The sequence below is a fragment of the Martinezella paranaensis genome (genome assembly GCF_014200235.1).
GTDB classification, from domain to species: domain Bacteria; phylum Pseudomonadota; class Alphaproteobacteria; order Rhizobiales; family Rhizobiaceae; genus Rhizobium; species Rhizobium paranaense.
Window position 1 is genome coordinate 107,986 of sequence record NZ_JACHBI010000001.1, and the last position, 26,160, is coordinate 134,145.

Annotated in this window: 26 protein-coding genes; 20 read left to right on the top strand and 6 right to left on the bottom strand. The window is 60.6% G+C overall.

The genetic code is table 11. From position 1 onward, the window contains the following. The first annotated feature begins 161 nt into the window (after positions 1 to 161). The 9 genes from GGD50_RS00510 (at position 162) to GGD50_RS00550 (ending at position 9,344) form a co-directional block, all read left to right on the top strand. Positions 162 to 1,226 (top strand): YjgN family protein, encoded by a 1,065-nt coding sequence (locus GGD50_RS00510; protein WP_107107087.1) that lies wholly within the window; start codon positions 162 to 164, stop codon positions 1,224 to 1,226. Beyond that, positions 1,198 to 2,295 (top strand): M48 family metallopeptidase, encoded by a 1,098-nt coding sequence (locus GGD50_RS00515; RefSeq protein WP_107107088.1) that lies wholly within the window; start codon positions 1,198 to 1,200, stop codon positions 2,293 to 2,295. Before GGD50_RS00510 ends, GGD50_RS00515 begins: the two co-directional genes overlap by 29 nt. 117 nt (positions 2,296 to 2,412) lie before the next feature. Further along, positions 2,413 to 2,901 carry an iron-responsive transcriptional regulator RirA gene (gene rirA / locus GGD50_RS00520; RefSeq protein ID WP_107107089.1) on the top strand — a complete coding sequence of 163 codons (489 nt, stop codon included), beginning with the start codon at positions 2,413 to 2,415 and terminating at the stop codon, positions 2,899 to 2,901. Positions 2,902 to 3,242: 341 nt separating this feature from the next. Then, positions 3,243 to 4,838, top strand: coding sequence for an ABC transporter substrate-binding protein (locus GGD50_RS00525; protein ID WP_107107090.1), 1,596 nt, complete (start codon positions 3,243 to 3,245; stop codon positions 4,836 to 4,838). Positions 4,839 to 4,928: 90 nt separating this feature from the next. Further along, entirely contained in the window at positions 4,929 to 5,933 is a 1,005-nt protein-coding gene (locus GGD50_RS00530; RefSeq protein ID WP_107107091.1) for an ABC transporter permease subunit, read from the top strand. Between the two features lie 9 nt (positions 5,934 to 5,942). Next, positions 5,943 to 6,836, top strand: coding sequence for an ABC transporter permease subunit (locus GGD50_RS00535; protein WP_107107092.1), 894 nt, complete (start codon positions 5,943 to 5,945; stop codon positions 6,834 to 6,836). Continuing rightward, positions 6,836 to 7,849: an ABC transporter ATP-binding protein gene (locus tag GGD50_RS00540; protein WP_107107093.1), complete on the top strand. Its 1,014-nt coding sequence runs from the start codon at positions 6,836 to 6,838 to the stop codon at positions 7,847 to 7,849. Before GGD50_RS00535 ends, GGD50_RS00540 begins: the two co-directional genes overlap by 1 nt. After that, positions 7,849 to 8,802 (top strand): peptide ABC transporter ATP-binding protein, encoded by a 954-nt coding sequence (locus tag GGD50_RS00545; protein ID WP_107107094.1) that lies wholly within the window; start codon positions 7,849 to 7,851, stop codon positions 8,800 to 8,802. The genes GGD50_RS00540 and GGD50_RS00545 overlap by 1 nt, the downstream gene beginning before the upstream one ends. Positions 8,803 to 8,816: 14 nt before the next feature. After that, positions 8,817 to 9,344 carry a gluconokinase gene (locus GGD50_RS00550; protein WP_107107095.1) on the top strand — a complete coding sequence of 176 codons (528 nt, stop codon included), beginning with the start codon at positions 8,817 to 8,819 and terminating at the stop codon, positions 9,342 to 9,344. Between the two features lie 10 nt (positions 9,345 to 9,354). On the opposite strand, the gene GGD50_RS00555 is transcribed toward GGD50_RS00550, so the two are convergent. The 3 genes from GGD50_RS00555 to GGD50_RS00565 form a co-directional block, all read right to left on the bottom strand. Next, the gene (locus GGD50_RS00555; RefSeq protein ID WP_107107096.1) at positions 9,355 to 10,602 is read right to left on the bottom strand and encodes an NAD(P)/FAD-dependent oxidoreductase; all 1,248 of its coding nucleotides are present in this window, start codon (positions 10,600 to 10,602) and stop codon (positions 9,355 to 9,357) included. A gap of 111 nt (positions 10,603 to 10,713) precedes the next feature. Next, the gene (locus GGD50_RS00560; protein ID WP_107107097.1) at positions 10,714 to 11,211 is read right to left on the bottom strand and encodes an isoprenylcysteine carboxyl methyltransferase family protein; all 498 of its coding nucleotides are present in this window, start codon (positions 11,209 to 11,211) and stop codon (positions 10,714 to 10,716) included. Next, a complete protein-coding gene (locus GGD50_RS00565) occupies positions 11,211 to 12,443 on the bottom strand; it encodes a type III polyketide synthase (RefSeq protein WP_331371071.1) in 1,233 nt (410 codons plus the stop codon). The genes GGD50_RS00560 and GGD50_RS00565 overlap by 1 nt, the downstream gene beginning before the upstream one ends. 18 nt (positions 12,444 to 12,461) lie before the next feature. Here GGD50_RS00565 and GGD50_RS00570 point away from each other — a divergent pair, with 18 nt between their 5' ends. The 6 genes from GGD50_RS00570 to GGD50_RS00595 all read left to right on the top strand — a co-directional run bounded on the left by GGD50_RS00570 (position 12,462) and on the right by GGD50_RS00595 (position 17,394). Continuing rightward, the gene (locus GGD50_RS00570) at positions 12,462 to 13,004 is read left to right on the top strand and encodes a tetratricopeptide repeat protein (protein ID WP_107107099.1); all 543 of its coding nucleotides are present in this window, start codon (positions 12,462 to 12,464) and stop codon (positions 13,002 to 13,004) included. A gap of 48 nt (positions 13,005 to 13,052) precedes the next feature. Further along, positions 13,053 to 13,697 (top strand): RNA polymerase sigma factor, encoded by a 645-nt coding sequence (locus GGD50_RS00575; protein WP_107107100.1) that lies wholly within the window; start codon positions 13,053 to 13,055, stop codon positions 13,695 to 13,697. A 16-nt stretch (positions 13,698 to 13,713) separates the two neighbouring features. Continuing rightward, entirely contained in the window at positions 13,714 to 14,493 is a 780-nt protein-coding gene (locus GGD50_RS00580; RefSeq protein ID WP_107107239.1) for an anti-sigma factor family protein, read from the top strand. A gap of 167 nt (positions 14,494 to 14,660) precedes the next feature. Then, the gene (locus tag GGD50_RS00585; RefSeq protein ID WP_107107101.1) at positions 14,661 to 16,235 is read left to right on the top strand and encodes a Ppx/GppA phosphatase family protein; all 1,575 of its coding nucleotides are present in this window, start codon (positions 14,661 to 14,663) and stop codon (positions 16,233 to 16,235) included. Continuing rightward, positions 16,232 to 16,951 carry an RlmE family RNA methyltransferase gene (locus tag GGD50_RS00590; protein WP_107107102.1) on the top strand — a complete coding sequence of 240 codons (720 nt, stop codon included), beginning with the start codon at positions 16,232 to 16,234 and terminating at the stop codon, positions 16,949 to 16,951. The genes GGD50_RS00585 and GGD50_RS00590 overlap by 4 nt, the downstream gene beginning before the upstream one ends. 59 nt (positions 16,952 to 17,010) lie before the next feature. Further along, positions 17,011 to 17,394 (top strand): VOC family protein, encoded by a 384-nt coding sequence (locus GGD50_RS00595; protein ID WP_107107103.1) that lies wholly within the window; start codon positions 17,011 to 17,013, stop codon positions 17,392 to 17,394. 41 nt (positions 17,395 to 17,435) lie between these two features. Here GGD50_RS00595 and GGD50_RS00600 read toward each other — a convergent pair whose 3' ends face one another. After that, positions 17,436 to 18,860, bottom strand: a complete 1,425-nt coding sequence (locus GGD50_RS00600) for an MFS transporter (RefSeq protein WP_107107104.1) — start codon at positions 18,858 to 18,860, stop codon at positions 17,436 to 17,438. Between the two features lie 339 nt (positions 18,861 to 19,199). On the opposite strand from GGD50_RS00600, the gene GGD50_RS00605 reads away from it, so the two are divergent. After that, positions 19,200 to 20,075 carry an MBL fold metallo-hydrolase gene (locus GGD50_RS00605; protein ID WP_107107240.1) on the top strand — a complete coding sequence of 292 codons (876 nt, stop codon included), beginning with the start codon at positions 19,200 to 19,202 and terminating at the stop codon, positions 20,073 to 20,075. A gap of 15 nt (positions 20,076 to 20,090) precedes the next feature. On the opposite strand, the gene GGD50_RS00610 is transcribed toward GGD50_RS00605, so the two are convergent. Both GGD50_RS00610 and GGD50_RS00615 read right to left on the bottom strand, forming a co-directional pair. Further along, positions 20,091 to 21,137, bottom strand: coding sequence for an alpha/beta hydrolase family protein (locus GGD50_RS00610; RefSeq protein ID WP_107107241.1), 1,047 nt, complete (start codon positions 21,135 to 21,137; stop codon positions 20,091 to 20,093). A gap of 119 nt (positions 21,138 to 21,256) precedes the next feature. Next, positions 21,257 to 22,288, bottom strand: a complete 1,032-nt coding sequence (locus GGD50_RS00615) for a helix-turn-helix domain-containing protein (protein WP_107107105.1) — start codon at positions 22,286 to 22,288, stop codon at positions 21,257 to 21,259. A gap of 173 nt (positions 22,289 to 22,461) precedes the next feature. On the opposite strand from GGD50_RS00615, the gene guaB reads away from it, so the two are divergent. The 4 genes from guaB (at position 22,462) to GGD50_RS00635 (ending at position 26,138) form a co-directional block, all read left to right on the top strand. Continuing rightward, positions 22,462 to 23,946, top strand: coding sequence for an IMP dehydrogenase (gene guaB, locus GGD50_RS00620; RefSeq protein ID WP_107107106.1), 1,485 nt, complete (start codon positions 22,462 to 22,464; stop codon positions 23,944 to 23,946). 3 nt (positions 23,947 to 23,949) lie between these two features. Beyond that, a complete protein-coding gene (locus tag GGD50_RS00625) occupies positions 23,950 to 24,540 on the top strand; it encodes a hypothetical protein (RefSeq protein ID WP_107107107.1) in 591 nt (196 codons plus the stop codon). A gap of 145 nt (positions 24,541 to 24,685) precedes the next feature. Beyond that, the gene (locus GGD50_RS00630) at positions 24,686 to 25,108 is read left to right on the top strand and encodes an MAPEG family protein (protein ID WP_107107108.1); all 423 of its coding nucleotides are present in this window, start codon (positions 24,686 to 24,688) and stop codon (positions 25,106 to 25,108) included. Positions 25,109 to 25,256: 148 nt separating this feature from the next. Then, positions 25,257 to 26,138 (top strand): dienelactone hydrolase family protein, encoded by an 882-nt coding sequence (locus tag GGD50_RS00635; RefSeq protein ID WP_181316007.1) that lies wholly within the window; start codon positions 25,257 to 25,259, stop codon positions 26,136 to 26,138. Positions 26,139 to 26,160: the final 22 nt, after the last annotated feature.

The following is a 26,160-nucleotide window of genomic DNA, read 5'->3' on the forward strand; positions in this document are numbered from 1 at the left end:
GCCTATAGCTGAATTTCCTGCTCTCAAATGCAACGATAGAGAGAATTTATAGCGGCGACACATCTGTTGACGCAAGGGATGGATGTGTCGCGGTAGCTGGTAATCGTTCTGGCTGCTTCCCGTAAGCAGCCAGAAAACGGCAATAGTGGGGGCAGGGAATTATGGCAGTTGTTGAACAGCATTATCCCATTGGAAATAAGCACTTTTTTCAACGTGCATCATTTACTGGAAGCAGCAAAGAGTATTTCGGCATCTGGATCGTCAACATCCTGCTGACGATCGTTACGCTGGGCATTTATTCCGCCTGGGCGAAGGTACGCCGCAACCGGTATTTCTATGGGAATACGGTCCTGCTGGGCCACACCTTTGAATATCATGCCAAGGGCAAACAGATACTGATCGGACGGCTGATCGTGTTCGGCTTTCTCATCGCCTTAAATATCCTTTCGCATGTGGCACCGTTGGCCGCCTTGGCAATTTGGCCGGTGATGCTGGTGGTATTCCCATGGTTTCTCATGCGCGGCCTGAAGTTCAATGCGCGCGTGACGAGCTATCGCAATGTGCGCTTCGATTTCGTCGGAACCTATGGAGGTGCATTTAAGGCGATCTTCTTAGGTGCCTTGGTAACGGTGATCTCGTTCGGGTTGGCGTCTCCAGTCGCAAGTCGTTGGTTTTATAAGTACATCTTCGACAATTTGCGTTATGGAGACCGATCATTCTCGACCGAGCCTCGATTGAGTGCGATTTACAAGGTTTTCGGTGCCATGATCGCGATCGCCATTGCAGGCGGTGCAGTCATGGGGTTCGTTTTGGGCGTTTTAGGCGCCTTTCGCAATGTCCCAATGGGTTCAGATGCTGGTCTTGGTCCGGCATATGTCGGGCTTGCCATTGGCCTGCTCGGATACGTATTCGCCGGCCTTTATTATCGGGCCTCGATCCGCAACATCGTCTGGTCGGCAGCAATGATCGATCATCGCCATCAGCTCCGTAGCAACCTTGGTCGCGGGGAGTATATTTGGGTTGTCGTCGTCAATACGGTGCTGACGTTCGTAACGCTGGGCCTGATGCGTCCATGGGCTGCGGTACAGATGCAGCGGCTTTTAGCAGAACACACCGCAATAAGCATTGACGGCGAGATCGGCGTGGTTTTCGACCAGATCCGCTCGACTGGCGGCGTCATTAGTGCGGAATATCTTGATGTCGATGGCTTCGACTTTGGTTTCTGATCCGGCATCAATTGCCACGGGCACCTGGCATCCGCCCCATTCCAGCCGGGCGGTTGCCGCCCGGCTGGTTGACATCGGTGGTTCGCTCACCGTCCTCTCGGATGAGGACGACGAAAAGGACAAGCGCCTCGCCTGGGGCATCCGTTCCGATATCGAAATCAGTCCACGCGTGGGCTCCATTCCGCGGCGCATTGTTTTCGGCAACGAGTCGGTGTTCGAAACGCGCGATAATGATGCCGTCGACGCTTATCTCCAAGGCCGCGGTGAGGGGCGCAGCGGTTTTGTACACCGGCTGGAGATTGTGCGCCCGCGCATGATCGCCTTCGCCGTTGCGACGATCGTGCTGGCGTCGACCATTTATCACTACGCTTTGCCGGCGCTGGTGGAGGTCGCCGTTCTGGTGACGCCGCCGGTCGTGCCGGAGATGATGTCCGCGGGGACGTTGAAGACGCTGGATCAGGTGACGCTCAGCCCGAGCAAGCTGCCCGAAGCCAGGCGTAAGGAAATAGCCGATCAATTCGAAAAGATCGCAACCCATGCGGAGGGCGGTGTCGGCCGGTATAAGCTGAACTTTCGCGGAGGTGGCGTCGTCGGCCCGAATGCCTTCGCGTTGCCGGACGGCAATCTGGTCCTGACCGACGAATTGGTGAACCTTGCCGGCGGCGATACGGAAATGATCACCGCCGTTCTCGGCCACGAGATCGGCCATGTCGAATACAAGCATAGCCTCCGCCAACTTTACCGCGCCGCCGGCGTCGCCGGTTTGGTCTTGCTGATTGCCGGCGACGTCGGTTCCGGCGTGCAGGATGTTTTGACCCAGGGGGGCGGCTTGTTGGCGCTTGCCTATTCCCGCTCTGCCGAAGCCCAAGCCGATCGCCGTTCGGTCGAGTTGATGCAGGAAGCGGGCATGGACCCGACAGCACTGTCGCGCTTCTTCGATACTCTGGAAACGAAACTCGGCGATCATTCCGATACCAGCATGCTGTCGACCCATCCGGGTACGCCGGAGCGCAAGCAGGCTATTCTCGATTACGCCAGGGAGCTTAGGGCGGGAGCAGGAAAGGGCTGAGTCCCCCCATCAGAATAACGTGAATGTGATTTTCATATTTTGGAATTGTTCAAAACTACGAAAGGCACTATATACCAGTCGAACCGTCCTATGCGGCCTTGATTCCAGGAGATCGGCATGCGCTTGACCAAGCAGACCAACTACGCAGTGCGCATGCTCATGTATTGCGCCGCCAACGATGGCCACTTGAGCCGCATCCCGGAAATCGCAAAAGCCTATGGTGTTTCCGAGCTGTTTTTGTTCAAGATTTTGCAGCCGCTCACCAAGGCTGGTCTCGTCGAGACCGTGCGTGGCCGCAATGGCGGCGTGCGTCTCGGCAAGCCGGCGGCCAGCATCAGCCTGTTCGATGTCGTCAAGGTGACCGAAGATAGTTTCGCGATGGCGGAATGCTTCGAGGAAGGTGTCGTCGAATGCCCGTTGGTCGATAGCTGCGGCCTGAACTCGGCGCTGCGCAAGGCGCTCAACGCCTTCTTCGACGTGCTGACCGAATATTCCATCGACGATCTCGTCAAGGCCCGTCCGCAGATCAATTTCCTGCTCGGTCTGACCGAGAACGATCACAGAGCAATCGCCAAGAAGCCAGCGATCACGGCACCGGCCGCCTGATCCTCCCTAAATTTACGCAGTTTCCCAATCCGCGGGCGCCTTGAGGTGTCCGCGGATTTTTCGTTTGTGCCGTCAGGTAAATTCTGTCGCCAATCGTTAATGTTTGCGAAGAGGCAAGGGTAAAATTATCCGAAATGCGTCGAAAAGAGGCGCGATTTCGTCAGATTGTTACCAATCCAAGACCATTTTTATAGGAAAATTTCCAAACTCTATAATTTGGAAAAATTTTGGGCGGGGCGTGTTGCTTTCACACATTAAATAGCGTTCCATCGGCGCGATCCGGAAGGGAACCTCAGGGGATCCACGGCTTCAAAAGAATAACAAACCTGGGAAACGACATCATGAAAAAGATCTCTGTCCTGTTGGCAGTGACCGCCCTGGCTTCGGTCATGGCGACGTCCGCCTGGTCCAAAACGCTCGTCTATTGCTCGGAAGGTTCGCCGGAAGGTTTCGATCCGGGAATTTACACCGCCGGCACCACCTTCGATGCCTCTTCGCGTACGGTTTATAGCCGCCTCGTCGAGTTCAAGCACGGCAGCACCGAAGTTGAGCCTGGCCTCGCCGAAAGCTGGACTGTTTCCCCGGATGGTAAGGAATACACCTTCAAGCTCCGCAAGGGCGTGAAGTTCCAGACCACCGATTACTTCACCCCGACGCGCGATCTCAATGCTGACGACGTCGTCTTCTCGTTCAACCGCCAGCTCAAGGAAGACAGCCCGTGGGCCAAGTACGTCGCCGGCGGTTCCTATGAATATGCTGCGGGCATGGGCTTCCCGACCCTCATCAAGTCGGTCGACAAGGTCGATGACCTCACCGTCAAGTTCGTGCTGAATCGTCCGGAAGCGCCGTTCATCGCCGACCTGGCCATGGACTTCGCTTCGATCCTGTCGAAGGAATATGCAGACAAGCTGCAGGCCGACAAGAAGATGGAGCAGATGAACCAGCAGCCGCTCGGCACTGGTCCGTTTACCTTCGTCGCCTATCAGCCGGATGCCGTCATCCGCTACAAGGCGAATGAAACCTACTTCAAGGGCAAGGAAAAGATCGACGATCTCGTCTTCGCGATCACCCCTGACGCATCCGTTCGCGCGCAGAAGCTGAAGTCCGGCGAATGCCAGATCATGCCGTATCCGAACGCCGCCGACATCAAGGATCTCCAGACCGACAAGAGCTTGAAGGTTCTCGAACAGGCGGGCCTGAACGTCTCCTATCTCGCCTACAACACGCTGGTTGCTCCCTTCGACAAGGCCGAAGTGCGCAAGGCGCTGAACATGGCTGTCGATAAGCGGGCGATCGTCGATGCCGTCTTCCAGGGTTCCGGCTCGGTCGCTACCAACCCGATCCCGCCGACCATGTGGTCCTACAACAAGGACATCAAGGACGATCCGTACAACCCGGAAGAAGCCAAGAAGATGCTTGAAAAGGCTGGGGTCAAGAACCTCAGCATGAAGATCTGGGCTATGCCGGTTTCGCGTCCGTACATGCTGAATGCACGTCGTGCTGCCGAGCTGATGCAGGCTGACCTCGCCAAGATCGGCGTCAAGGCCGAGATCGTGACCTATGACTGGGCTCAGTACCTGAAGCTCTCCTCCGCCAAGGACCGCGATGGCGCGGCTATCCTCGGCTGGACCGGCGACAACGGCGATCCGGATAACTTCCTGGATACGCTGCTCGGCTGCGACGCAGTCGGCGGTAACAACCGCGCCCAGTGGTGCAACAAGGAATTCGACGGTCTCGTGAAGAAGGCTAAGCAGACTGCCGATGTCAAGGAGCGCACTAAGCTCTACGAACAGGCGCAGGTCGTCTTCAAGCGCGAAGCTCCGTGGATGACCATCGACCATTCCGAGGAGTTCGTTCCCATGAGCACCAAGGTTTCTGGCTACGTGCAGGATCCGGTCGGCGTTCACCGCTTCGACGGCGTCGATATCGCCGAATAACGGACACGCTCTGAAATACCCGGTCGAGAGCCGGGTGAAACCGGCGGTCAGGCAATTTGCTTGACCGCCGGAAAACTTTGGACATCTGCCATGTTGCGATTTCTTTTCGGCCGCCTTGCGGTGCTGATCCCGACATTCCTCGGCGTATCGATCGTCGCTTTCTCCTTCATCCGCCTGCTTCCCGGCGATCCCGTCATGCTGTTGTCGGGCGAGCGCGTCATGTCGCCTGAGCGCCATGCCCAGATCTCTCATGATCTCGGCTACGACCAGCCGCTGGTCATGCAATACGGCCACTACATCTGGAGTGCGCTGCACGGCGATCTCGGGACTTCGATCACCACCAAGCGCGACGTGCTGACCGACTTCCTGACCTTCTTCCCGGCAACGCTGGAACTGTCGATCTGCGCTATGATCCTGGCGATCTGTCTTGGCATTCCGGCAGGCGTTTTCGCCGCCGTCAAGCGCGGCACATGGTTCGACCAGAGCGTGATGGGCGTGGCCCTTGTCGGTTATTCCATGCCGATCTTCTGGTGGGGCCTGCTGCTGATCATCGTCTTCAACGGCTATCTGCATTGGACGCCGGTTTCCGGCCGCATCGGGCTCATCTATTTCTTCAAGCCGGTCACCGGCTTCATGCTGATCGACAGCCTCCTGTCCGGTCAAAAGGGCGCCTTCGCCTCGGCGCTGAATTCGCTGATCCTGCCGACCATCGTGCTCGGCACCATTCCGCTCGCCGTCATCGCCCGGCAGACGCGCTCGGCCATGCTGGAAGTTCTGGGTGAGGATTATGTCCGCACCGCCCGCTCCAAAGGCCTCGCGCCGCTGCGCGTCGTCTCCGTGCATGCGCTCCGCAATGCCATGATCCCAGTCGTCACCACCATCGGCCTGCAGGTCGGCGTGCTGCTCGGCGGCGCCATCCTGACGGAAAGCATCTTTTCCTGGCCGGGCATCGGCAAGTGGATGATCGACGCCGTCTTCAAGCGCGATTATCCTGTGGTGCAGGGCGGTCTGCTGCTGATCGCGGGCATCGTCATGCTCGTCAATCTCGCCGTCGACCTGCTCTACGGCTTCATCAATCCACGCATTCGTCACTAGGAGCGGCCCATGAGCACGGTAAGTCTCAAATCCGACCGCCCCTCCGCTCTCGCGGAGTTCTGGTACTATTTCTCGCGTAACAAGGGCGCGGTCATCGGGCTGGTGATCTTCGTCTTCGTTCTGTTCCTGGCGATCTTCGCCGGTGTGGTCGCCCCACATGATCCGAACTACGCCTATGGCGGCACCATGCAGCGCCTGCCGCCGGCTTGGGCCCAAGGCGGCAATAGCGACTTTCTCCTCGGCACCGATGCCAATGGCCGCGATCTTCTCTCGCGCCTGATCTATGGCACGCGGTTTTCGCTGTTCATCGGCCTGGTGGTTGCTTCGCTTTCGGCGCTCGCCGGTGTCCTGATCGGCCTCGTCGCCGGCTATGTTCGTGGCCGCACCGATACGATCATCATGCGCATCATGGACATCATCCTTGCCATTCCCTCGCTGCTGCTCGCCCTGGTGCTGGTGGCGATCCTGGGACCTGGCCTGACCAACGCCATGATCGCGATCTCCATCGTCAACCAGCCGCACTTCGTTCGCCTGACGCGCGCCTCGGTGATGGCCGAGCGCGACAAGGAATATGTCATCGCCTCGCGGGTTTCCGGCGCCACTTCGCTTCGCCTGATGTTCAAAACCATCCTGCCGAACTGTCTGGGGCCGTTGATCGTGCAGGCGACGCTGGCCTTCTCGGCCGCGATTCTCGATGCCGCCGCCCTCGGCTTTCTCGGCCAGGGCGCGCAGCCGCCGACGCCGGAATGGGGAACGATGCTCGCGGATTCGCGTGAATTCTTCCAGAGCAATCCCTGGCTCGTCACTTTTCCCGGTCTTTGCATCCTGATCACGGTTCTCGCCATCAATCTGATGGGCGATGGCCTGCGCGATGCTTTCGACCCGAAGCTGAAGAGGTCGTGATGCCGCTTCTCGATATTGAAAACCTCACCGTTGAATTCCAGACCGCATCCGGCCTGTTCCGTGCGGTGGATGGCGTCTCTCTCACCTGCGATAAGGGAGAAATACTCTCGATCGTCGGCGAATCCGGTTCCGGCAAGTCTGTGTCCATGCTGGCCATGATGGGGCTTCTGCCCTGGACGGCGAAGATCACCGCCGACCGCATGACGTTCGATGGGAAGGACCTGCGTGGCATCTCCTCGCGCCAGCGCCGCAAGATCATCGGCAAGGACATGGCGATGATCTTCCAGGAGCCGATGTCGAGCCTCAATCCGTGCTTCACGGTCGGCTTTCAGCTCGGCGAGACCCTGCGCATCCACATGGGTCTCGACCGCAAGGCGCGCCGTGAGCGCTCGATCGAGCTCTTGAATCTTGTCGGTATCCCGGCGCCTGCGGATCGCTTGTCGAACTTCCCGCACCAGATGTCCGGCGGCATGAGCCAGCGCGTCATGATTGCCATGGCGCTTGCCTGCAATCCGAAGCTTCTGATCGCCGACGAGCCGACCACCGCGCTCGACGTGACCATCCAGGCACAGATCCTCGATCTGCTTGCGCGGCTGCAGAAAGAGCAGGGCATGGCGCTGGTGCTGATCACCCACGACATGGGCGTGGTAGCAGAAACCGCCGAGCGCGTGCAGGTGCAATATGCTGGCCAGAAGGTCGAGGAGCAGCCGGTGAAGGCCCTGTTCCGCGATCCGCATCATCCCTATACGGCAGCACTTCTTTCAGCTCTGCCAGAACGCGCCGTGGTCGGCGAGCGCCTGCCGTCGATCGCCGGCGTCGTGCCCGGCCAGCACGATCGCCCCACGGGCTGTCTTTTCGCGCCGCGCTGCTCGTTTGCGACGCCGGAATGCGACCGTGGCGTCAAGCGTCAGGGCGCGGAACTCGGCGTGGCACTCTGCAATTATCCATTGGAACACGGCAAGCCGCACGGCCATCCCGGCCTTGCCGCCACGCAAGCAGCAGGAGGCCGTTAATGACGGGCGCTGTTCTCGAAGGGCGCGATCTCGCCCGTTTCTACACCGTCAAGCGCGGCGCCTTCAAGCCGGAGGCGACCGTCAAGGCGTTGAACGGCGTCAGCTTCAGCCTCCAATCCGGCCGCACGCTTGCTGTCGTCGGCGAATCCGGTTGCGGCAAGTCGACGCTCGCCCGCCTGGTGACGATGATCGAGGACCCGACGGCGGGCGAACTGCTGATCGATGGTAAGCCGGCGAAGCTCGGCGACCGCAGCCTGCGCAGCGCCGTGCAGATCGTCTTCCAGAATCCTTATGGCTCGCTCAATCCGCGCCAGAAGGTCGGCTCCATTCTCGAGGAGCCGCTGAAGATCAATACCGACGATGATGCCGCCACCCGCCGCCGCAAGGCTGAGGAGATGATGGCGCGTGTCGGCCTGCGCCCGGAACATTACGACCGTTATCCGCACATGTTCTCCGGCGGCCAGCGCCAGCGCATCGCCATTGCCCGTGCGCTGATGCTGCGGCCGAAGGTGCTGGTGCTCGACGAGCCGGTCTCCGCGCTCGACCTGTCGATCCAGGCGCAGGTGCTGAACCTTCTGATGGACCTGCAGAAGGAAATGGGGCTAGCCTATCTCTTCATCTCCCACGGTCTTTCGGTCGTTCGCCATATCGCCGACGACGTGATGGTGATGTATCTCGGCCGGCCGGTCGAGACCGGTACGGCGGAAGAGGTGTTCACCCGCCCGCGCCATCCCTATACCGCCGCGCTATTGTCGGCGACGCCGATCGCCGATCCCGAGCGCGAGAAGAACCGCATCCGCCTGCAGGGTGAATTGCCGTCTCCGCTCAATCCGCCGACCGGCTGTCACTTCAATCCGCGTTGCTGGCGTGCGCAGGATAAATGCCGCCAGGTGACGCCGGAATTGTTCGGCGAGGGAACGCATAAATTCTCCTGTTTCTATCCGCTCGATTGATGGCTGGAAGCACCATGAGCGATATGTCAAAAGCCCCGATCGCCGTCATCATCATGGGCGTCAGCGGCAGCGGCAAGTCGTCCATCGGCGAAAAGATGGCGGCGCTGCGGGGTCAGTATTTTGTCGAGGGTGATGCGCTGCATCCCGCGGCCAATGTCGAGAAGATGAGCAAGGGCATTCCGCTGACGGATGAGGATCGTTGGCCCTGGCTCGACCTGATCGGCCAGCAGATCGCCGCCAGTCTTGCGAAAGGCCAAGCGATCGCCGTGTCATGTTCCGCTTTGAAGCGTAGCTATCGTGAGCGTCTGCGCGCCGCCGCCGGCGGGCACCTCTATTTCGTCTATCTCGATGGCTCGAAGGAACTGCTGACCAAGCGCATGGGCGAGCGCAAGGGCCATTTCATGCCGGCCTCACTGCTGGAAAGCCAACTGCAAACGCTGGAAGTGCCGACCGGCGAACCCGGCGTCGTGACGGTCGGCATCGATGACACGGTCGACGGCATCGTCGAGGCCGCGCTCAAGGGTCTCGACGCAATCCGCTAAATTCAATGTATCAGGGTGCGAACCGGTTCGGTGCGTAGGCCGAGATGTCGATGAACGGCTTTTCTCCGGTAATCAGCTCGGCGAGCACGCGCCCGGTCACAGGCCCCAGCGTCAGCCCATGATGGGCGTGGCCGAAGGCGAACCACAGGCCGTCGTGACGCGGCGCCTTGCCGATGATCGGCATCATATCCGGGGTGCAGGGGCGGGCGCCCATCCAGGGCTCCGGATCGAGCCTCTCGCCGAGCGGGAAGACGGTGCGGGCGACGGCTTCGGCACGGTCGAGCTGGATCGGTGTTTTCGGCGCATCGCGCAGGGCGAATTCCGCCCCGGTCGTCAGCCTGATACCGCGGTTCATCGGCGCCAGAAAATAGCCGCGCTCGGCATCAAGCGTCCAATTGTTGAGGATGGCGTTGCCCTCGGCGCCGTAATGCATGTGATAACCGCGCTTGACGCCCAGCGGAAACGCATAGCCGAAACGCTTCGTCACGAGATCGGCCCAGGGGCCGAGAGCGACGACCGCATCCTCGGCTTCGATCGAACCCTCCGACGTCACCATCTTCCAGTGGGAGCCGGACCGGCCGAGCGAGGCGGCGTCTCCGATCGCAAAACGCCCGCCAATGCTCTCGAAATAAGCGCGGTAAGCAGCGGTCAGCCCATGCGGATCGAGTACGGACCAGGGATCGCGCCAGCGCAGGCCGCCGGAGAAGCTGCCCCTGATATGCGGCTCCAATGTCGCGATATCGGCGCCGGTCAGCGCATCGTAAGTAACGCCAAATTCGCGATTGAGACGTTCGGCTTCGGCGAATTCCGCATCGCGTTTCTCGTTCGTGCGGAAAATCTCCATCCAGCCGTTCTTGCGGATCAGTTCCTCGGCGTGAGACGCTTCTATGAGGTCGTTGTGCTCGCTGATCGAATGCTCGATCAGCGGCGCATAGGCGCGTGAGATCATCTCATGCCGCTTGGTATTGGAATTCCACCAATAGCGGGCGAGAAAGGCAATCTGCCCCGGCAGCGCGCGCAGGTGATAATGCGCGTCGATGCGGTTGTTGAAGGCATAGCGCAGGAGCAGACCGAACTGCTGCGGAAAGCCGTAGGGCACGACGCCTTCGCGCTGGATCAGTCCGGCATTGCCGAAGGAGGTCTCTCCACCTGGGGCTTTGCGGTCGACGAGGATGACCTGGCGCCCGCGCCGCTGGAGATGGATGGCCGTCGAGATGCCGACGATGCCTGCACCGAGCACGATTGCGTCTTTTGTCATGTTCCCTGCTATCCGCGTGCTTCTTGTATTTGCGCATGATCTTATTCAAGAACCACGCTTCAAGCATCGAAAATGCCTGCCAAAATGCTGCGGCGCAAATGAAAAATGCAATCAAGCCACGACCTGTTTCAAAGCCGCATTTTCAGCGCGAATGCGTATGGTGAGAATGGCGGCATTGAGCAGGGAGAAGATCAAGGCGAAGAGCGGAAGGCCGAACGCCAGCGGCAGCACGGCGATCTCACCGATGACCACCGCATAGTTCGGATGGCTGAGGAAACGATAGGGTCCGCGTGTTACCAAGGCTGCGCTCGGCAACACGATGATCCGCGTCGTCCAGCGCCCTTTCAGGGTCGCCAGCACCCAGACGCGTAAGCTCTGCAGCACCATGAAGACGAGAAACCAAATCAGGCTGACCGGTCGGTCTGCGGCCAGAAGCCACAGACCGACGAGCCAGGCCGCGTGCATCGCGACCATATAGGGATAGTGTTCCGGGGCAATCTCCCGGGCGCCTTGCGCAAGGAGGGCGGCGGTGTTGCGCCGGGCATGCAGCAGCTCGGCCAGCCGCTGCAGGGTGACGAAGGTCAAAAGTGCGATCGATGGCCAGACCATCAGGCTGCCCTCTTCAGCGTGACGCAACTTGCCGCAAAGCCGGGACCCATGGCGACGAGAGCCGAACGCGGTGGCAGGCCGGCATTGATCGCTCGCTCCAGCACGAAGAGTACGGTCGGCGACGACATGTTGCCGTAATCGCTGATCACCTCGCGTTCTATATCCAGCGAGCCGGGTTCGAGACCGAAGGCGGTCTCGAGCGCCACCAGCACCTTGGCGCCGCCGGGATGGCAGATGAAGCGATCGACATCGGATATCGTTAGGCCGGCGCGTTCGAGAATGCCGGCGACGGCGGGCTTGATATTCGCTTCGGCAAAGGGCGGCAGCGCTTGGTCCAGGATGATGCCGAAACCGGTATCGTCGATCTTCCAACCCATGATGCCGAGCGTATCGGGAAAGAGATGCTCGCCCGTCGATTCGATCTCCGCGAGACCATCCTTGCCGGCGCGCAGGACACAGGCGGCCGCGCCATCGCCGAACAATGCTGTCGCAACAATGTTCGGCCGCGTCAGCTCGTCCAGCCGGAAGGCAAGCGAGCAGAGTTCGAGGGCAACAAAGAGCACGACAGCGCCGGGCCGGCTCTTTGCCATGCGCGAGGCGATGCCAAGGCCGGAAACGCCGGCCGCACAGCCAAGGCCGAAGACCGGCACGCGCTCGATATCGGAGCGGAAGCCCAGCTCGCGCGAGAGCCGAGCCTCCAGGCTCGGCGTGGTCATGCCGGTTGACGACACCGTTACGATGCAATCAACCTCTTCCGCCCTCAGGCCGGCGCGATCCAGCGCGCTAGTCGCGGTCTTCGTGAAGAGCTGGCTTGCGACCTCGGCATAGGCTTCCATGCGGTCCTGCCAACCATGCGATTGCTCGAACCAGGAGAGCGGTCGGGCAACATAGCGTTTGCGGATGCCGGCGCTTTCGAAAACGCGGGCGAGATGCTTGAAATCGCGGAAGCGATCGGAAAACAGGCGGCCGGCGGTCTCGGCGGCCTCCGATTGGTAGATGATGTTGTCGGGCGTAGCGACAGCCAGACTGACAAGCTTGACGGTATCGGTCACTTGTTTCTCCTTGCGACCCTCGGCGGGTACGCAGGTAGAAACACGCCAGCACCAGAAATTATTCGGCGTGGCAGCGGTCACGAAAGAGTGACGGCAGGTTGCGGGTGAGAGCGCGAGAAAAATCTTTGTCGCCCGCGAATAAAATGAACGGATGGCGTGTTCTCCCATCGCAACGTTCATTTGCCAAGGAGCAATCCCATGACGACTACCGCTTTCCGCCTGGCCTCTGTCGCTCTCGGCGCCTGCCTCACCCTCGGTGCCTTCACCGTTCCGGTTTTCGCGGCTGGCGACAACAGCAGCACGACGCCGACCTGCAAGAAGGGCGAAATCTACGACACGAAGACAAAGAAGTGCGTGAAACAGCAGGGCGCCAATATCACCGACGAAAACCGCGCCGACTATGCTTATTCGCTCGCTAAGGAGGACCACCGCTATGAAGAAGCGCTGGCAGTTCTAGACACCATGCAGAACCCGAACACGGCGGAAGCACTGAACTATCGCGGCTACGCCACCCGCAAGCTCGGCCGCACGGATGAAGGCATTTCCTATTACCTGAAGTCGGTCGCAATGGACCCGAAATATTCGCTTGTTCGCGAATATCTCGGCGAAGCCTACGTCATCAAGGGCCAGATCGACCTCGCCAAGGATCAGTTGAGCACGATCAAGACGCTCTGCGGCAACACGTCCTGTGAGGAATACCAGGACCTGAACCAGGCCATCCAGCATCCGTCGAGCCTCTGATTTCAGGCGTCGGATCTATAAGCAGTCAGCATTTAGAGGGATATACGAGTGTCAGTCGCTCATTCCACAATTTCTGCTTATAGTCGGGTAAGATCGGAACCGCCGGCACGACCGGCGATTCCCAAAAACGCGAACCTCGCGGAGGGTGCCATAGCCAGCGAAGAGGATATCAGGGCCGGTCTGTCGCAGCATCTGACGCGGCTCTGGCGCTATGCGGTGGTGCTGTCGCACCAACGCGACGTCGCGGACGATCTGGTGCAGGCGACCTGCGTTAGAGCACTGGAGCGGGCTGGTCAGTTCGCAGCCGGTACGCGGCTCGATCGATGGTTGTTTTCGATCCTGCATTCGATCTGGCTGAACGAGATCCGGGCGCGCCGCGTGCGCATGGGCCAGGGTTTTGTCGATGCCGACGAGACGTTGGTCTTTGACGGCGCCCGCGAGACGGAGACGCATATTCTCGCCGGTCAGGTGCTGAAGCAGGTGCAGGCGCTGCCGGAAGCGCAGCGCACCGCCGTGTTCCTCGCCTATGTGGAAGGGCTTTCCTATCGCGAGGTGGCGGAGGTTTTGGATGTGCCGATCGGAACGGTGATGAGCCGGCTGGCGGCGGCGCGGGCGAAGCTTGCCGATGGTGCGGGATCGGCGGATGGCGCGCGACTTTCTGGGGGTGGGCGACTGGGGAACGGGAATGAGTGAATTGGACAACAGCAACATGCCCTCGGACGAGCTGCTCACCGCCTTCATCGACGGCGAGCTGGATGCCGCCGAGAGCGGAAAGATCGAAAAGCTGATCACCAGCGACGCCCAGGTGGCGGAACGCTTCGATTTTTTGTCGCGCGGTGATCTGCCCTTCCGTGAGGCATTCGAGCCCGTGCTTGCCGCCGCCCCAAGCGCCAAGCTTACCGCCATGCTTGCCGCGATTCCTTTCACAAACGAGCAAAAGAAGGCCGTTTCCGGCGTTAGCCGCCGTGGTTTCCTGTCCGCAATCGCGGCGTGCCTTGTCGTGGGCGTCGCCATCGACCGCGCCGCGATCGGTATCCGCCGCAGCATCGACAAACCGGAAGAGGGCAGTGACTGGCGCGCCGTCGTCGCCGAATATCTTTCGCTCTATACGCCGGATACGCTCAGCGCACCGGCTGGCGATCATGCAGAACAAGCCGCGCAATTGAGCGAAGTAGGCTCCAAGCTCGGCCTCACGCTGACGCCCGAAACCGTTGCTCTGCCGGGCATCGATTTCAAGCGCGCCCAGCTATTGAATTACGACAGTAAACCCTTGGCGCAGATCGCTTATCTCGATCCCGAAAGCGGTCCGATGGCGCTCTGCATCATCCCCTCGACCAAAGGCGCTGCCGCACCGGACATGGAAAACCGCCGCGGCATGAATGTCGTCTATTGGTCGAACGCCACCCACGCCTTCATGCTGATCGGCCATCTGCCGATCGACCGGATGAAGGCGCTGGCGGATGGCGTTCGGGGAAGCCTGGCGGTTTGAGATCGAGCCTTTTTCCCAACGCGTAGGAAGAGTTAGCGCTCCGTAAATCGCGCGATTCAAAAAGAATTTGGCGAAAACTCTTCCTGCTGATATTCTCCGCCCAACGAAAATCGAATGAGCGCCTGCAGCATGCCCTGGGGCCTTGCGCGGCGCGGTGGAAAAGATACGTGAGTGACCCCGACAGCGGCAGAGCGCCGCAGGCAAACGGGGCGTCGGTAGCAGAGCGCAGGAAGGGTAAATCCTCCCGGCGCGGTAAGCGTAAGCGTGGCGGTCCCGCCCGTCCGAACGCTTTTTCTGCGGAGGCCAACCAGACCGGCACGTCCGGCCCGGCGGCGACACGCCCGATAGACAACGACACCGGTTCTCCGGGCAAAAAGCGCAAGCGTCGCCGGCGTTCCCGTGGCGGGGCGCATGATGGTGCGCAGCACGCTTCCTCAACCCAGCAGCAACAGGCTTCTTCAGCGCCGGAACAGCGCGCTGCGGCCGGGCCGTCGCACAAGAACGGCAAGAACAGGCGCAAGCATCGTAGCAAGCGCGGTTTGCAGGGTCGCCCGCTGGTGCATGAGAAGACGGCGCAGATCGTCGCCCCGGCCGCTGCTGCTACCGCCGAACAGGCGCCTGCCCGCAATGAACATGATAATCGGCATCCACCCCAGCAGCGCCGTGACGGCCACGCGCCGCATCATCATGCCGATGGTGACTACCGTCCCGTCGATCTCTACGCGGCACTCGATCTCGGCACCAACAATTGCCGTCTGCTGATCGCGCAGCCGACGAGGCCTGGCCAGTTCCGCGTTGTCGACGCTTTTTCCCGCATCGTTCGTCTCGGCGAGGGACTTGGCGCCAGCGGCCGGCTGTCGAGCGATGCCATGGATCGGGCCGTCGAGGCTTTGCGCATCTGCGCCGGCAAGCTGAAGACGCGTGAGATCCGCCGCATGCGGTTGATCGCCACCGAAGCCTGCCGTGCGGCGGAGAACGGCGAAGCGTTCCTCTCCCGCGTGACGGAAGAAACCGGCCTGCGGCTGGAAATCATCGATCGGGAGACCGAGGCGCGGCTTGCCGTCTCCGGCTGCTCGTCGCTGGTCGGTCCCGAGGCGCGCTCGGTTGTGCTCTTCGATATCGGCGGCGGCTCGTCGGAAATCGCCGTCATCCGCATTGGCGAAAACCGCTCCAGTCGGCTCGCCAATCACATCACCCACTGGACCTCGCTGCCGGTTGGCGTCGTGACGCTTTCGGAACGCCATGGCGGCCGCGACGTCACGCCGGATCTATTCGAGACCATGGTGCGTGAAGTCGAAGGCATGCTCGAACGCTTCGATTGCCCGCCGGTTCAGGGCGCTGCCCGCGACAGCGGCGATTTCCATCTCATCGGCACGTCCGGCACGGTGACGACGCTTGCTGGCGTTCACCTCGATCTGCCGCGCTACGATCGGCGCCGTGTCGATGGTGTCTGGCTGTCAGACGACGAAGTGACCGCGATGCAGGCGAAGCTGCTTTCCTGGGATTTCGCCGGCCGCGCCGCCAATCCCTGCATTGGGCCGGACCGCGCCGATCTCGTTTTGGCGGGCTGTGCCATTCTCGAGGCGATCCGCCGCCGCTGGCCGAGCCCGCGCATGCGCGTCGCCGATCGCGGCCTGCGTGAAGGATTGCTGACCGACATGATGGCAGACGATGGCGTGTGGCGGCGGGGCCGCTCGCGCCGGGGTCATCGACCGAGGGATATGAAGGGGCCGCAGACGTGACCAAGCCAACCATCGCCGGTAACCGTACGGGCCGCAAACTCGGCCAACGCGTCAAGAAAAAGAAGCTGAAGGCCTCCTCGCGGCAATGGCTGGAGCGGCATATCAACGATCCCTATGTGCAGCGTGCGCAGCTTGAGGGCTATCGCGCCCGTGCTGCCTTCAAGCTGCTGGAAATCGACGAGAAGCACCAGATCCTCAAGGGCGCACGCCGCATCATCGATCTGGGTGCGGCGCCGGGGAGCTGGTCGCAGATCGCCGCCAAGGTGACCGATTCGACCGAAGAGGATATCCGCGTTGCCGCCATCGACTTTCTCGAAATGGCGCCGATCCCGGGGGTCAGCATCCTGCAGCTCGATTTCCTTGATCCGCAAGCGCCGCAGCGGCTGATCGATGCCGTCGGCGGCACGCCGAATCTCGTGATATCCGATATGGCAGCGCCGACCACCGGCCATCATCGCACCGACCACCTGCGGACCATGCATCTCTGCGAAGTCGCGGCGCGTTTCGCCGTCGAAGTCCTGGCCGAAGGCGGGCATTTCCTTGCCAAGACCTTCCAGGGCGGTACGGAGCGTGACCTGCTGGCCTTCCTGAAGCAGAATTTCCGCCAGGTCGTTCATGTGAAGCCGGGCGCATCCAGGGCCGAATCGGTGGAGATGTTCCTGTTGGCGAAGGGCTTCAAGGGCCGCAAGACAGACGACGAAGCAACGAGTGCTTGATTTAGCCATCGCTTTTGTCCGATGATACAGTCCCATCGGCAGCAGGCAGCGCATTCTTCATGCTTCTCTACGTCACTCTCGGCTCGAACGATATTCCGCGTGCACGCAGCTTCTATGACGCGGTTCTGCCGGTCATCGGCTACCGGCGCCAACGCGAATCGGATGAGGAAATCGGCTATGCGGCCGATGGCGATACACGATGCCGTTTCTGGGTCGTGGTTCCCTACAATCACCGCAAGGCCACGATCGGCAACGGCTCCATGGTGGCTCTCCACGCAGAAAGCCGCGCCGATGTCGACGCCTTTTATGCCGCAGCCCTTGCCCATGGCGGCACCGATGAGGGTAAGCCGGGCCTGCGCTCTTTCCATGCCAATTTCTATGCGGCCTACGTGCGCGATCCCGACGGCAACAAGCTCAGCGCCGTCTGCGAGCGGCCTGAGTAGGTTTTTTGCCTTCTCCTCGCTGGGGAGAAGGTAGGATCGCATCATTTCACCATCGGCACCTGCGGCTGCGTCGCGGCCACGCGCTTCAGGCTGGCCTTGTGGCCGGAGACCAAGGCGCCGGCGCTGCGGTCCATGCGGATAAACGGGATGGTGGCAAGCACGGTCAGGACCGAGATGCAGAAGAAGGCGATGTGGAAATCGCGGACCTGCAGCTCCGTGCCGTTGAAGAAGGTCGACGTTTCCAGGATCATGGCGGCGACAGCAACGCCGAGCGCCAGGCTGATCTGCTGCATGACCGAGCTCATCGATGTGGCCTGACTTGCCTCTTTGTCGCTGATATCGGCGTAGGCGAGCGCATTGATCCCCGTGAAGAAGAACGAGCGTGAGAAACCGCCGATCAGCAGCACGCCGATGATGATGAGATGCGGCGTCCAGGGCTGGAACAGGCCGGTGCAGATCGTCGTCAGCGTCGTGATGCCTGCCGCCGACAGCAGCGCCGTCTTGAAGCCGACGGCAGTGAAGACGCGGCGGGCGATGAACTTGGTACTGATGGCGCCGATAGCACCGGCGAAGGTGATGAGGCCCGATTGGAACGGATTGAGGCCGAAGCCGAGCTGCAGCATCAGCGGCGTCAGGAACGGCATGGCGCCGATGCAGATGCGAAACAGCGTGCCGCCCGTGACGGAAGCGCGGAAGGTGGCATTCTTCAGAAGCGACAGGTTGAGGATCGGCGCCGGATGGCGGCGGGCATGGCCGACGTAAAGGAAGCCGCAGAGGAAGCCGATAGCGATGGCCGATATGCCGATGAACGGCGGCAGGGCCGGCAAGCTGATGACCGACATACCGAAGACGACGCCGGCGGCGGCGAAGGATGTCAGCAGGAAGCCGATGAAATCAAGTTTCGGCGGCATGGTCGCCTCGACATCCGGCAGGAAGATCGATGACAGGATGACGCCGAGAACGCCGACGGGCACATTGATCAGGAAGATCCAGTGCCAGGATGCGTAAGTGGTGATGAAACCGCCGAGCGGCGGCCCGGCGAGAGGACCGACGAGGGCGGGAATGGAAAGCAGCGCCATGGCCGAGACCAGATCGCTTTTCTGCGTCGTGCGCACCAGCACAAGGCGCCCGACCGGCGTCATCATCGAGCCGCCAAGACCTTGCAGGAAGCGGGCGGCGACGAATTCCAGGAGGCCGCCCGAGAAGGCGCACATGATCGAACCGATGACGAAGACGCAGATGGCGAGCCGGAAGATGTTCTTCGCGCCGAAGCGATCCGCCATCCAGCCGCTGATCGGAATGAACACCGCCAACGACACCATATAGGATGTCAGCGCCAGTTTCAGCGTGATCGGACCAACATGGAGATCCGCCGCGATGGCCGGCAAGGCGGTCGCAATCACGGTGGAATCCATCTGCTCCATGAAAAGCGCGACGGCAAGGATCAGGGGAACGATGCGATTCATAGGCATATGCCTTGGGTGAGTCGTGTCTTCGGGGAAGGGGTCCGCATGAGACGGGCACCCGCTCTGTAGTCCTATGTGCGGCCTCTGCCAATCTCCGATTCCGCCCTTTGGCTTCCTGGAGATCACGTCTTGGTGATGCCGTTGCCGCACGGTATAGGCTACCAAGTTCGACATATGCTAAACGCATAGAAATGCTAAGCGCATAAAACGTCGTTTGGCGTATTAGCGGATTTGGATCGAGATGTCATGGCGAATTATCGGCCATGAAAGCTCGTATTGCCGCCGCCGAAGACGGTGACAGGCGCAGCTTACGCTGCCACCATTGGAGAAAATGAGATCATGACAGCCGTTGTTCTGCCGCCCGAGACCCATCAGTTCAAGCTGGGGTCCTGCACCATCACCGTTGTCAAGGATGGCGCAAGCATTCTGGATAATCCCTGGGAAACCTTCGGGTCGAACCAGGCTCCGGAAACGGTGCGGAAGCTTCTGGCGCAGAACTTCCTGCCGACCGAAAAGCTAGTCAACAGCTATGCACCTGCGATCATCGATACCGGTTCAGACGTGATCGTCGTCGACACCGGCTTTGGCGCTGCCGGCCGCCCCCGCGGTTTGGGCCGCTTTCGCGAAGGCCTGAAGGCTGTCGGCTACACGCCGGAGCAGGTGACCGTCGTCGCCCTGACACATCTGCATGGCGACCATATCAACGGCCTGATGGAGGACGGCGCTCCGGCCTTCCCGAATGCGCGCTATGTCACAGGCGCGATCGAATATGAGTTCTGGACTGACAAGTCACGCGAAGGAACGCCCGCCGAAGGCGGTCACAAAGCCGTGCTAGCCAATGTCGTGCCCTTTGCCGAAAAGATGACTTTCCTCAGAGATGGCGATCAGATCGTCAGCGGCATGACCGCCATGCTCGCTCCCGGCCACACGCCCGGTCATCTCGTCTTCCATCTCGAATCGGACGGCAAGCAGCTGGTCATGACCGGCGATACGGCCAATCACTACATCCTCTCGCTCGGACGTCCGGATTGGGAAGTACGTTTTGATATCGATAAGGCGCAGGCCGCCAAGACCCGCCGCCGCATCTTCGACATGATCGCCACGGACCGCATCCCTTTCCTCGGCTTCCACATGCCATTCCCCGCCGTCGGCTTCGTCGAGAAGCAGCCGGAAGGGCTCCGCTATGTCCCGAAAACCTATCAGTTCGATTTGTGAAACGACTGCGCGGCTTTACGGGTCTGTCTTTAGCGCGTGGCTGAAAGCAACGGTGGTCATGTCAATCAGTTGCGCATGAATCTCGTTTCGTGACCGCCCTCCGCCGTCTGTACAGATTGGATCACCGATCTTTTCAGATGCCGCGATCTCTGACGCACCGGGTTTGCATTCGGCAAACATGCTGTAATGGCTCGCATCCCCGATCGCCGTATAACTCGCCGTTGGAATGGCTTTCGCCACCTCGGAAGCCTCTGCTGTCGGCGGAATTTTCCCTGGCTGACCGAGATTTACGATGTCGACCGGGATAGAAATGCCAGAAAAACTTTTGAATTCGAAGATATCGATCGGGGCAGGATCGATCGCCATTGCGAAGCGAATGCGCTTGTCTTCATTGTCGCGACCGGCGGATTGTAAATTCATGGTGTGAAGATCAACGCCGCTTTGCCTGACCCACTCGCAAAGAGAGGAATTGAGCGCGTCCGTATCGCAATAGCTTGCCAGGAGTTTTGGGTCTATGCGGGCACCCGCTATTGCCAAAGCCGTGTTGCCACCCATGGAAAGACCGAGCGCACCGATCTTGCCTTGGTCAAGGTGGGCTTTGAAAAACGAATCCGTCTCCATTGCATTCAAGGTTTCGGTGAGATCGCCAGGTCGCAACCAGATCTTCATCGTTTCGGCTGCGGACCTGTTCTCACCCGAATTTCCCGGATGCGTCGGACCTGCCACCACGAAGCCCTGCTGAGCCAAGGGCGTTGCAATCCAACTCATAGCTTGCGGGTTTCCGGCCAGGCCAGCACCATGGGAAAGAAGGATGAGCGGAAATTTTCCGTCGGAGATTGGCGCATCGCGCATGGCCGGCGTTCCTGCAAAGAACACGCTCTCGCCAAGCACGACGGGCTCACCACCCGACTTTGCCGGGTACCAAACTGTTACGTTGAGATTGTTGCCGCGTTCTTTGGATGGCACCACGATTTGATGTACACCAACGTATTCGTTGGCGCCGGCTGCGTGTTGCATCATCATGGGGATTGCAACAACGCAAAGCATGGCCCGGACTCTCATCGAAATCTCCTTTGTGAGCGCTTTCATAGCGTCACCAAGGGCGGCTTCGGCCCTGATCTCGACCTCGAACACGTTTCTGGTCGTACCGAATCGCGATCTTGTACGTCAGGATGGCCGGCTCAGGTGGGATTTGGCCGGGTCTGTCGCCACTGCACCGGTGTCATGTCAGTCACTCGGCGGAATTCGCGATTAAAATTGGATTTGGTCTGGAAACCGACTTCAAACATCACCTCGGTTACGGATTTGTCCGTGTCGGCAAGTAGCCGGCATGCATCGGCGATGCGGAAATCGTTGACGAACTGGGAAACGTTCTTGCCGGTGGTGCGATTGATCGCCGTCGAAATCTGCCGGGCCGGAAGGACAGCTTTGCGCGCCAGGCGATCGAGATTGAGATCTGGGTCGCGGTAGACCCGCTTTGTCTCCATCAGAGACCGAATTGCGCCGAGTGTTTCTTTGTCGGTCGGCTCGTCGACAGGAGGCTTCACGTCGTCGGTTTCGGCGGGTGCCCGGCCGCGTACGGCCACGGCGCTGGCGATCGACAGTATGATCAGCGCGAGGAGGTTGCCGATCGCCACCATGGCTGGGGCATGCCTGCCCTGGGTCCAGGAAAAATCCAGGAACACCAACAGATCCAGGGCGGCCGACAGAAGTAGCGTCACAGCGGCGAAAATCAGCGCCCGATAGACTGATGTCGCACTCTCGAACGGGGTTCGCCTCAGAGCGTCTGGTCCTGATCGCATCAAAAGCAGGATCGCTCCGGCATACCCGATGAAGATTGCAGGCAGCACCACGTCAATCGCACTTCGCCAGACAGTCATCAGCAAAACGACAAGGATGGCAGGGATCGCATGCAGGCCGAGACGGGCGCCGGAGGAGACGCCGCTTTTCTGGACCAGCTTGGCTACACCGCAATAGACCAATGGTGGCACGAGGGCGGCGCCCACCGGGGCGACATACATCACTTCCTCGATGCCGTATCCCCAGCGCAACCCTGAGAGAAAGGCTTGGAAAGCGCTCAGCAGGATCAATACAAGAAAGGGGGCGTTAGGTGCTCTCCCAATCGACGCTGACTCATCGCTGCTTTTCATCACTGTGACGAACAAGATGAGGAGCAGGATGGCGACGACAAAGGAAAGCGGGATGAATGGCATCCGGTCATCTCTTTCTGAAAGCGTTGGCATCTTGGCCGGGCGCGTTTTCCCTATTCCCTTCCTGTCATAGACGTGTTACCAGCCCTCGCCAACTTCCAAGCAACACTTGCAAGATCGCCCGGTAGACGATTCGTTCCGGGCTTTCCTGTTTTTCACAGACGAAGGAATTGGCCATGGCACGCATCATTGAAACGTCAACCGGGTTGGATGCTCTGACATTCGACGACGTGCTCCTGCAGCCGGGGCACTCCGAGGTCATGCCGGGCCAGACGAATATCGCCACCCGCATCGCCCAGGACATCGAACTCAACCTGCCGATCCTCTCCGCTGCCATGGACACGGTGACGGAAAGCCGTCTCGCTATCGCCATGGCCCAGGCCGGCGGCATGGGCGTTATCCACCGCAATCTGACGCCGATCGAACAGGCGGAAGAGGTCCGGCAGGTCAAGAAGTTCGAAAGCGGCATGGTGGTCAATCCGGTCACGATCGGCCCCGATGCGACGCTTGCCGAAGCACTCAGCCTGATGAAGGCGCACGGCATTTCCGGCATCCCGGTCGTCGAAAAGTCGCACCGCCTCGTCGGCATCCTCACCAACCGCGACGTCCGCTTCGCCTCCGATCCTTCGCAAAAGATCTACGAGCTGATGACCCGCGAAAACCTGGTCACGGTCAAGGACGGCGTCCAGCAGCAGGAGGCCAAGCGCCTGCTGCACAAGCACCGCATCGAAAAGCTGCTGGTCATCGATGGCGATAGCCGTCTTGTCGGCCTGATCACGGTCAAGGATATCGAGAAGTCGCAGCTCAACCCGCACGCCTCGAAGGATGCGCAGGGCCGCCTTCGCGCCGCTGCCGCCATCAGCGTCGGTGACGACGGCTATGAGCGCGCCGAGCGCCTGATCGAGGCCGGCGTCGACCTTTTGGTTGTCGATACCGCCCATGGCCATTCGCAGCGTGTTCTCGACGCTGTCACGCGCGTCAAGAAGCTCTCCAATTCCGTCCGCGTCATGGCCGGCAATGTCGCCACCTATGACGGCACGCGGGCGCTGATCGATGCCGGTGCGGATGCCGTCAAGGTTGGCATCGGCCCGGGTTCCATCTGCACGACCCGTATCGTCGCCGGCGTCGGTGTGCCGCAACTTGCCGCCATCATGTCGGCAGTTCAGGCCGCGCAGGACCAGAACATCCCGGTCATCGCCGATGGCGGCATCAAGTTCTCGGGCGACCTCGCTAAGGCGATCGCCGCCGGCGCATCGGCCGCCATGGTCGGCTCGCTTCTCGCCGGCACGGATGAAAGCCCGGGCGAGGTCTATCTCTACCAGGGCCGCTCCTTCAAGGCCTATCGCGGCATGGGCTCCGTCGGCGCCATGGCGCGCGGCTCGGCCGATCGCTACTTCCAGGCCGAGGTGCGCGACACCCTGAAGCTGGTGCCGGAAGGCATCGAAGGCCAAGTGCCCTACAAGGGCTCTGTCTCGGGCGTGCTGCATCAGCTCGCGGGCGGCCTCAAGGCTGCCATGGGCTATGTCGGCGGCGCCGATCTCAAGGAGTTCCAGGAGCGCGCCACCTTCGTACGCATCTCCGGCGCGGGCCTGCGCGAAAGCCATGCCCACGACGTCACGATCACGCGCGAAAGCCCGAACTATCCGGGCGCTGGCGGCTGATCGATGGCCGATCACGCTCAGGGTGACGTCAGGTCCTTGCAGGGCCTGACGGCGATCCTTGCGGCTCTTTCCCTGGCGCTTTTTGCCTGGATCTATGCCGGCTTCGTGAGAGCCTTCAGGGATGCCGCGGCCGGCGAGCAGATGCTCGATGCGCGCATCGGCGGCTATGAGCGCGATGATGTCATCGCCATGCAGCGCTACCTCAAGGATCATCCCGATCCGGCCGCTATCCTGCATTCCATGTATCTCGGGCCGGAACTCATCTTTCCGCTGGTGCTGGCCGGTCTGCTCTTTTGCCTGTTGCGGCTGGTTGGCCCCGGCGGCACTTTCTTCAAGCGGCCGATCTCGCCTGCGGTGATTGCCCTGATCTTTTGCCTGCCGGTCTTCTACGGCGTCATGGACTATGCCGAAAATATCGCCGGCCTGTTGCTCTATCCGCCGGCCGCGCCATCGGATGCCACAGTGACGTTGCTCGCCGGCCTGCTGCCGATCGTCGTGCGGCTAAAGTTCCTCTCGCTGGTCATCACTATCATTCTACTGGCCCGTTTCGCGATTCTTCGCTACCTGTCTGCGGACGGTTCCAAGCCGTCCTGAGCGGGCGTTCTGCCGTTCAGCAATCCCTAGAGCGGTTTCAGCGTTTCACGGAATCGCTTTCCCGCTCTATCCCTTTGTTTTTACGCAATTCCGGACGGAAAGCCGCTTCGCCCTTTTCCGGGAATTGCTCTAAGGAGTTGGCGGCGTGACCGGCTATGAAATGTTCTGGCCCATGGTGGCCCATGCGGTGCTTGTCTATATTCTCTATGCGCTGCTAGGCCTGCGCCGCCAAAGTGCGGTGAAAGCGGGCAAGATCAAACGCTCGCAGTTTCGCGAGAACCATGCCGCCGATGAGCCGGCCGAAAGCCTGGTTGTGCGCAACAGCATCGCCAATCAGTTCGAACTCCCCGTCCTTTTCCATGCCTGCTCGATCGCGCTGTTCGTCGCCCAAGCCGATAATCTGCCTGCGGTCATCCTGGCCTGGATCTTCGTCGCCTCGCGCTATGCTCATGCCTATGTCCATGTCACCAGCAACGATCTGCGCTACCGCAGCCCGCTCTTCGCGCTCGGCTATATTGCCCTTGCCGGCATGTGGGCCTGGCTTGCCGTCTGGATGGTGTTCTCCTGATCGGACTTGCATTGTCGCGGAAAGCAACCTGCGATAACGTATTTGTGTTCTTCCTTGACCCTCGTACCTCGCTCCGCTGACCTATCTTGTCCTCGGAAGCCGAGCCTTGGGACGCTGGCTGCCGGGGAAAGATAAGGAGGAACACACCATGAGCATAGATAAGCCCATCGTGACGCAGGCGATGATCAATGCCTATGACGAATACACGCATCTGACGCTCGATCGCCGTGGTTTCATGGAAAAGCTGACGAAGCTCGCAGGCTCGGCGGGGGCCGCAGCCGTGATCGCGCCGTTGCTTGCGGCCAACAAGGCAAGCGCCGAGATCATTGCCGCCGATGATAGCCGTCTGGAGACGAAAGACGTCACCTATGCTGGCAACGGCGGTGAAATGAAGGGCTATCTCGCCCGACCTAAGGGCGAGGGCGAAAAGCTCGGCGGCGTGATCGTCATTCATGAAAATCGTGGCCTCAACCCGCATATCCGCGATGTCGCCCGCCGCATGGCGTTGGAAGGTTTCATCGCCCTGGCGCCGGACTTCCTGTCGCCGCTCGGCGGAACGCCGGAAAATGAGGACAAGGCGCGCGAGATGTTCACCAAACTCGACGCCGCGCAAACGGTTGCCAATGCCGAAGCAAGCCTAACCTATCTCGCCAAGCTCGACGGCTCCAGCGGCAAGGTCGGCGCGGTCGGCTTCTGCTGGGGCGGCGGTGTCATCAACCGTTTCGCCACCAAATCACCGGAGCTGAAGGCCGGCGTTGCCTATTACGGCATGCAGCCCGCCGCGGCCGATGTGCCCGACATCAAAGCCGCCCTGATGCTGCATTATGCCGGCCTCGACGATCGCACCAATGCCGGCATCGACGCCTATCGGAAAGAGCTGCAGGCCGGCGGCAAGACCTTCGAAATCTTCGTCTATGACGGCGCCAACCACGCGTTCAACAATGACACCTCGGCTGCCCGCTACGACAAGAAGGCCGCCGATCTCGCCTGGGGCCGGACGGTTGATTTCCTGAAAAAGTATCTAGCCTAGAGCGCGGGTAGCAAGGACTGGA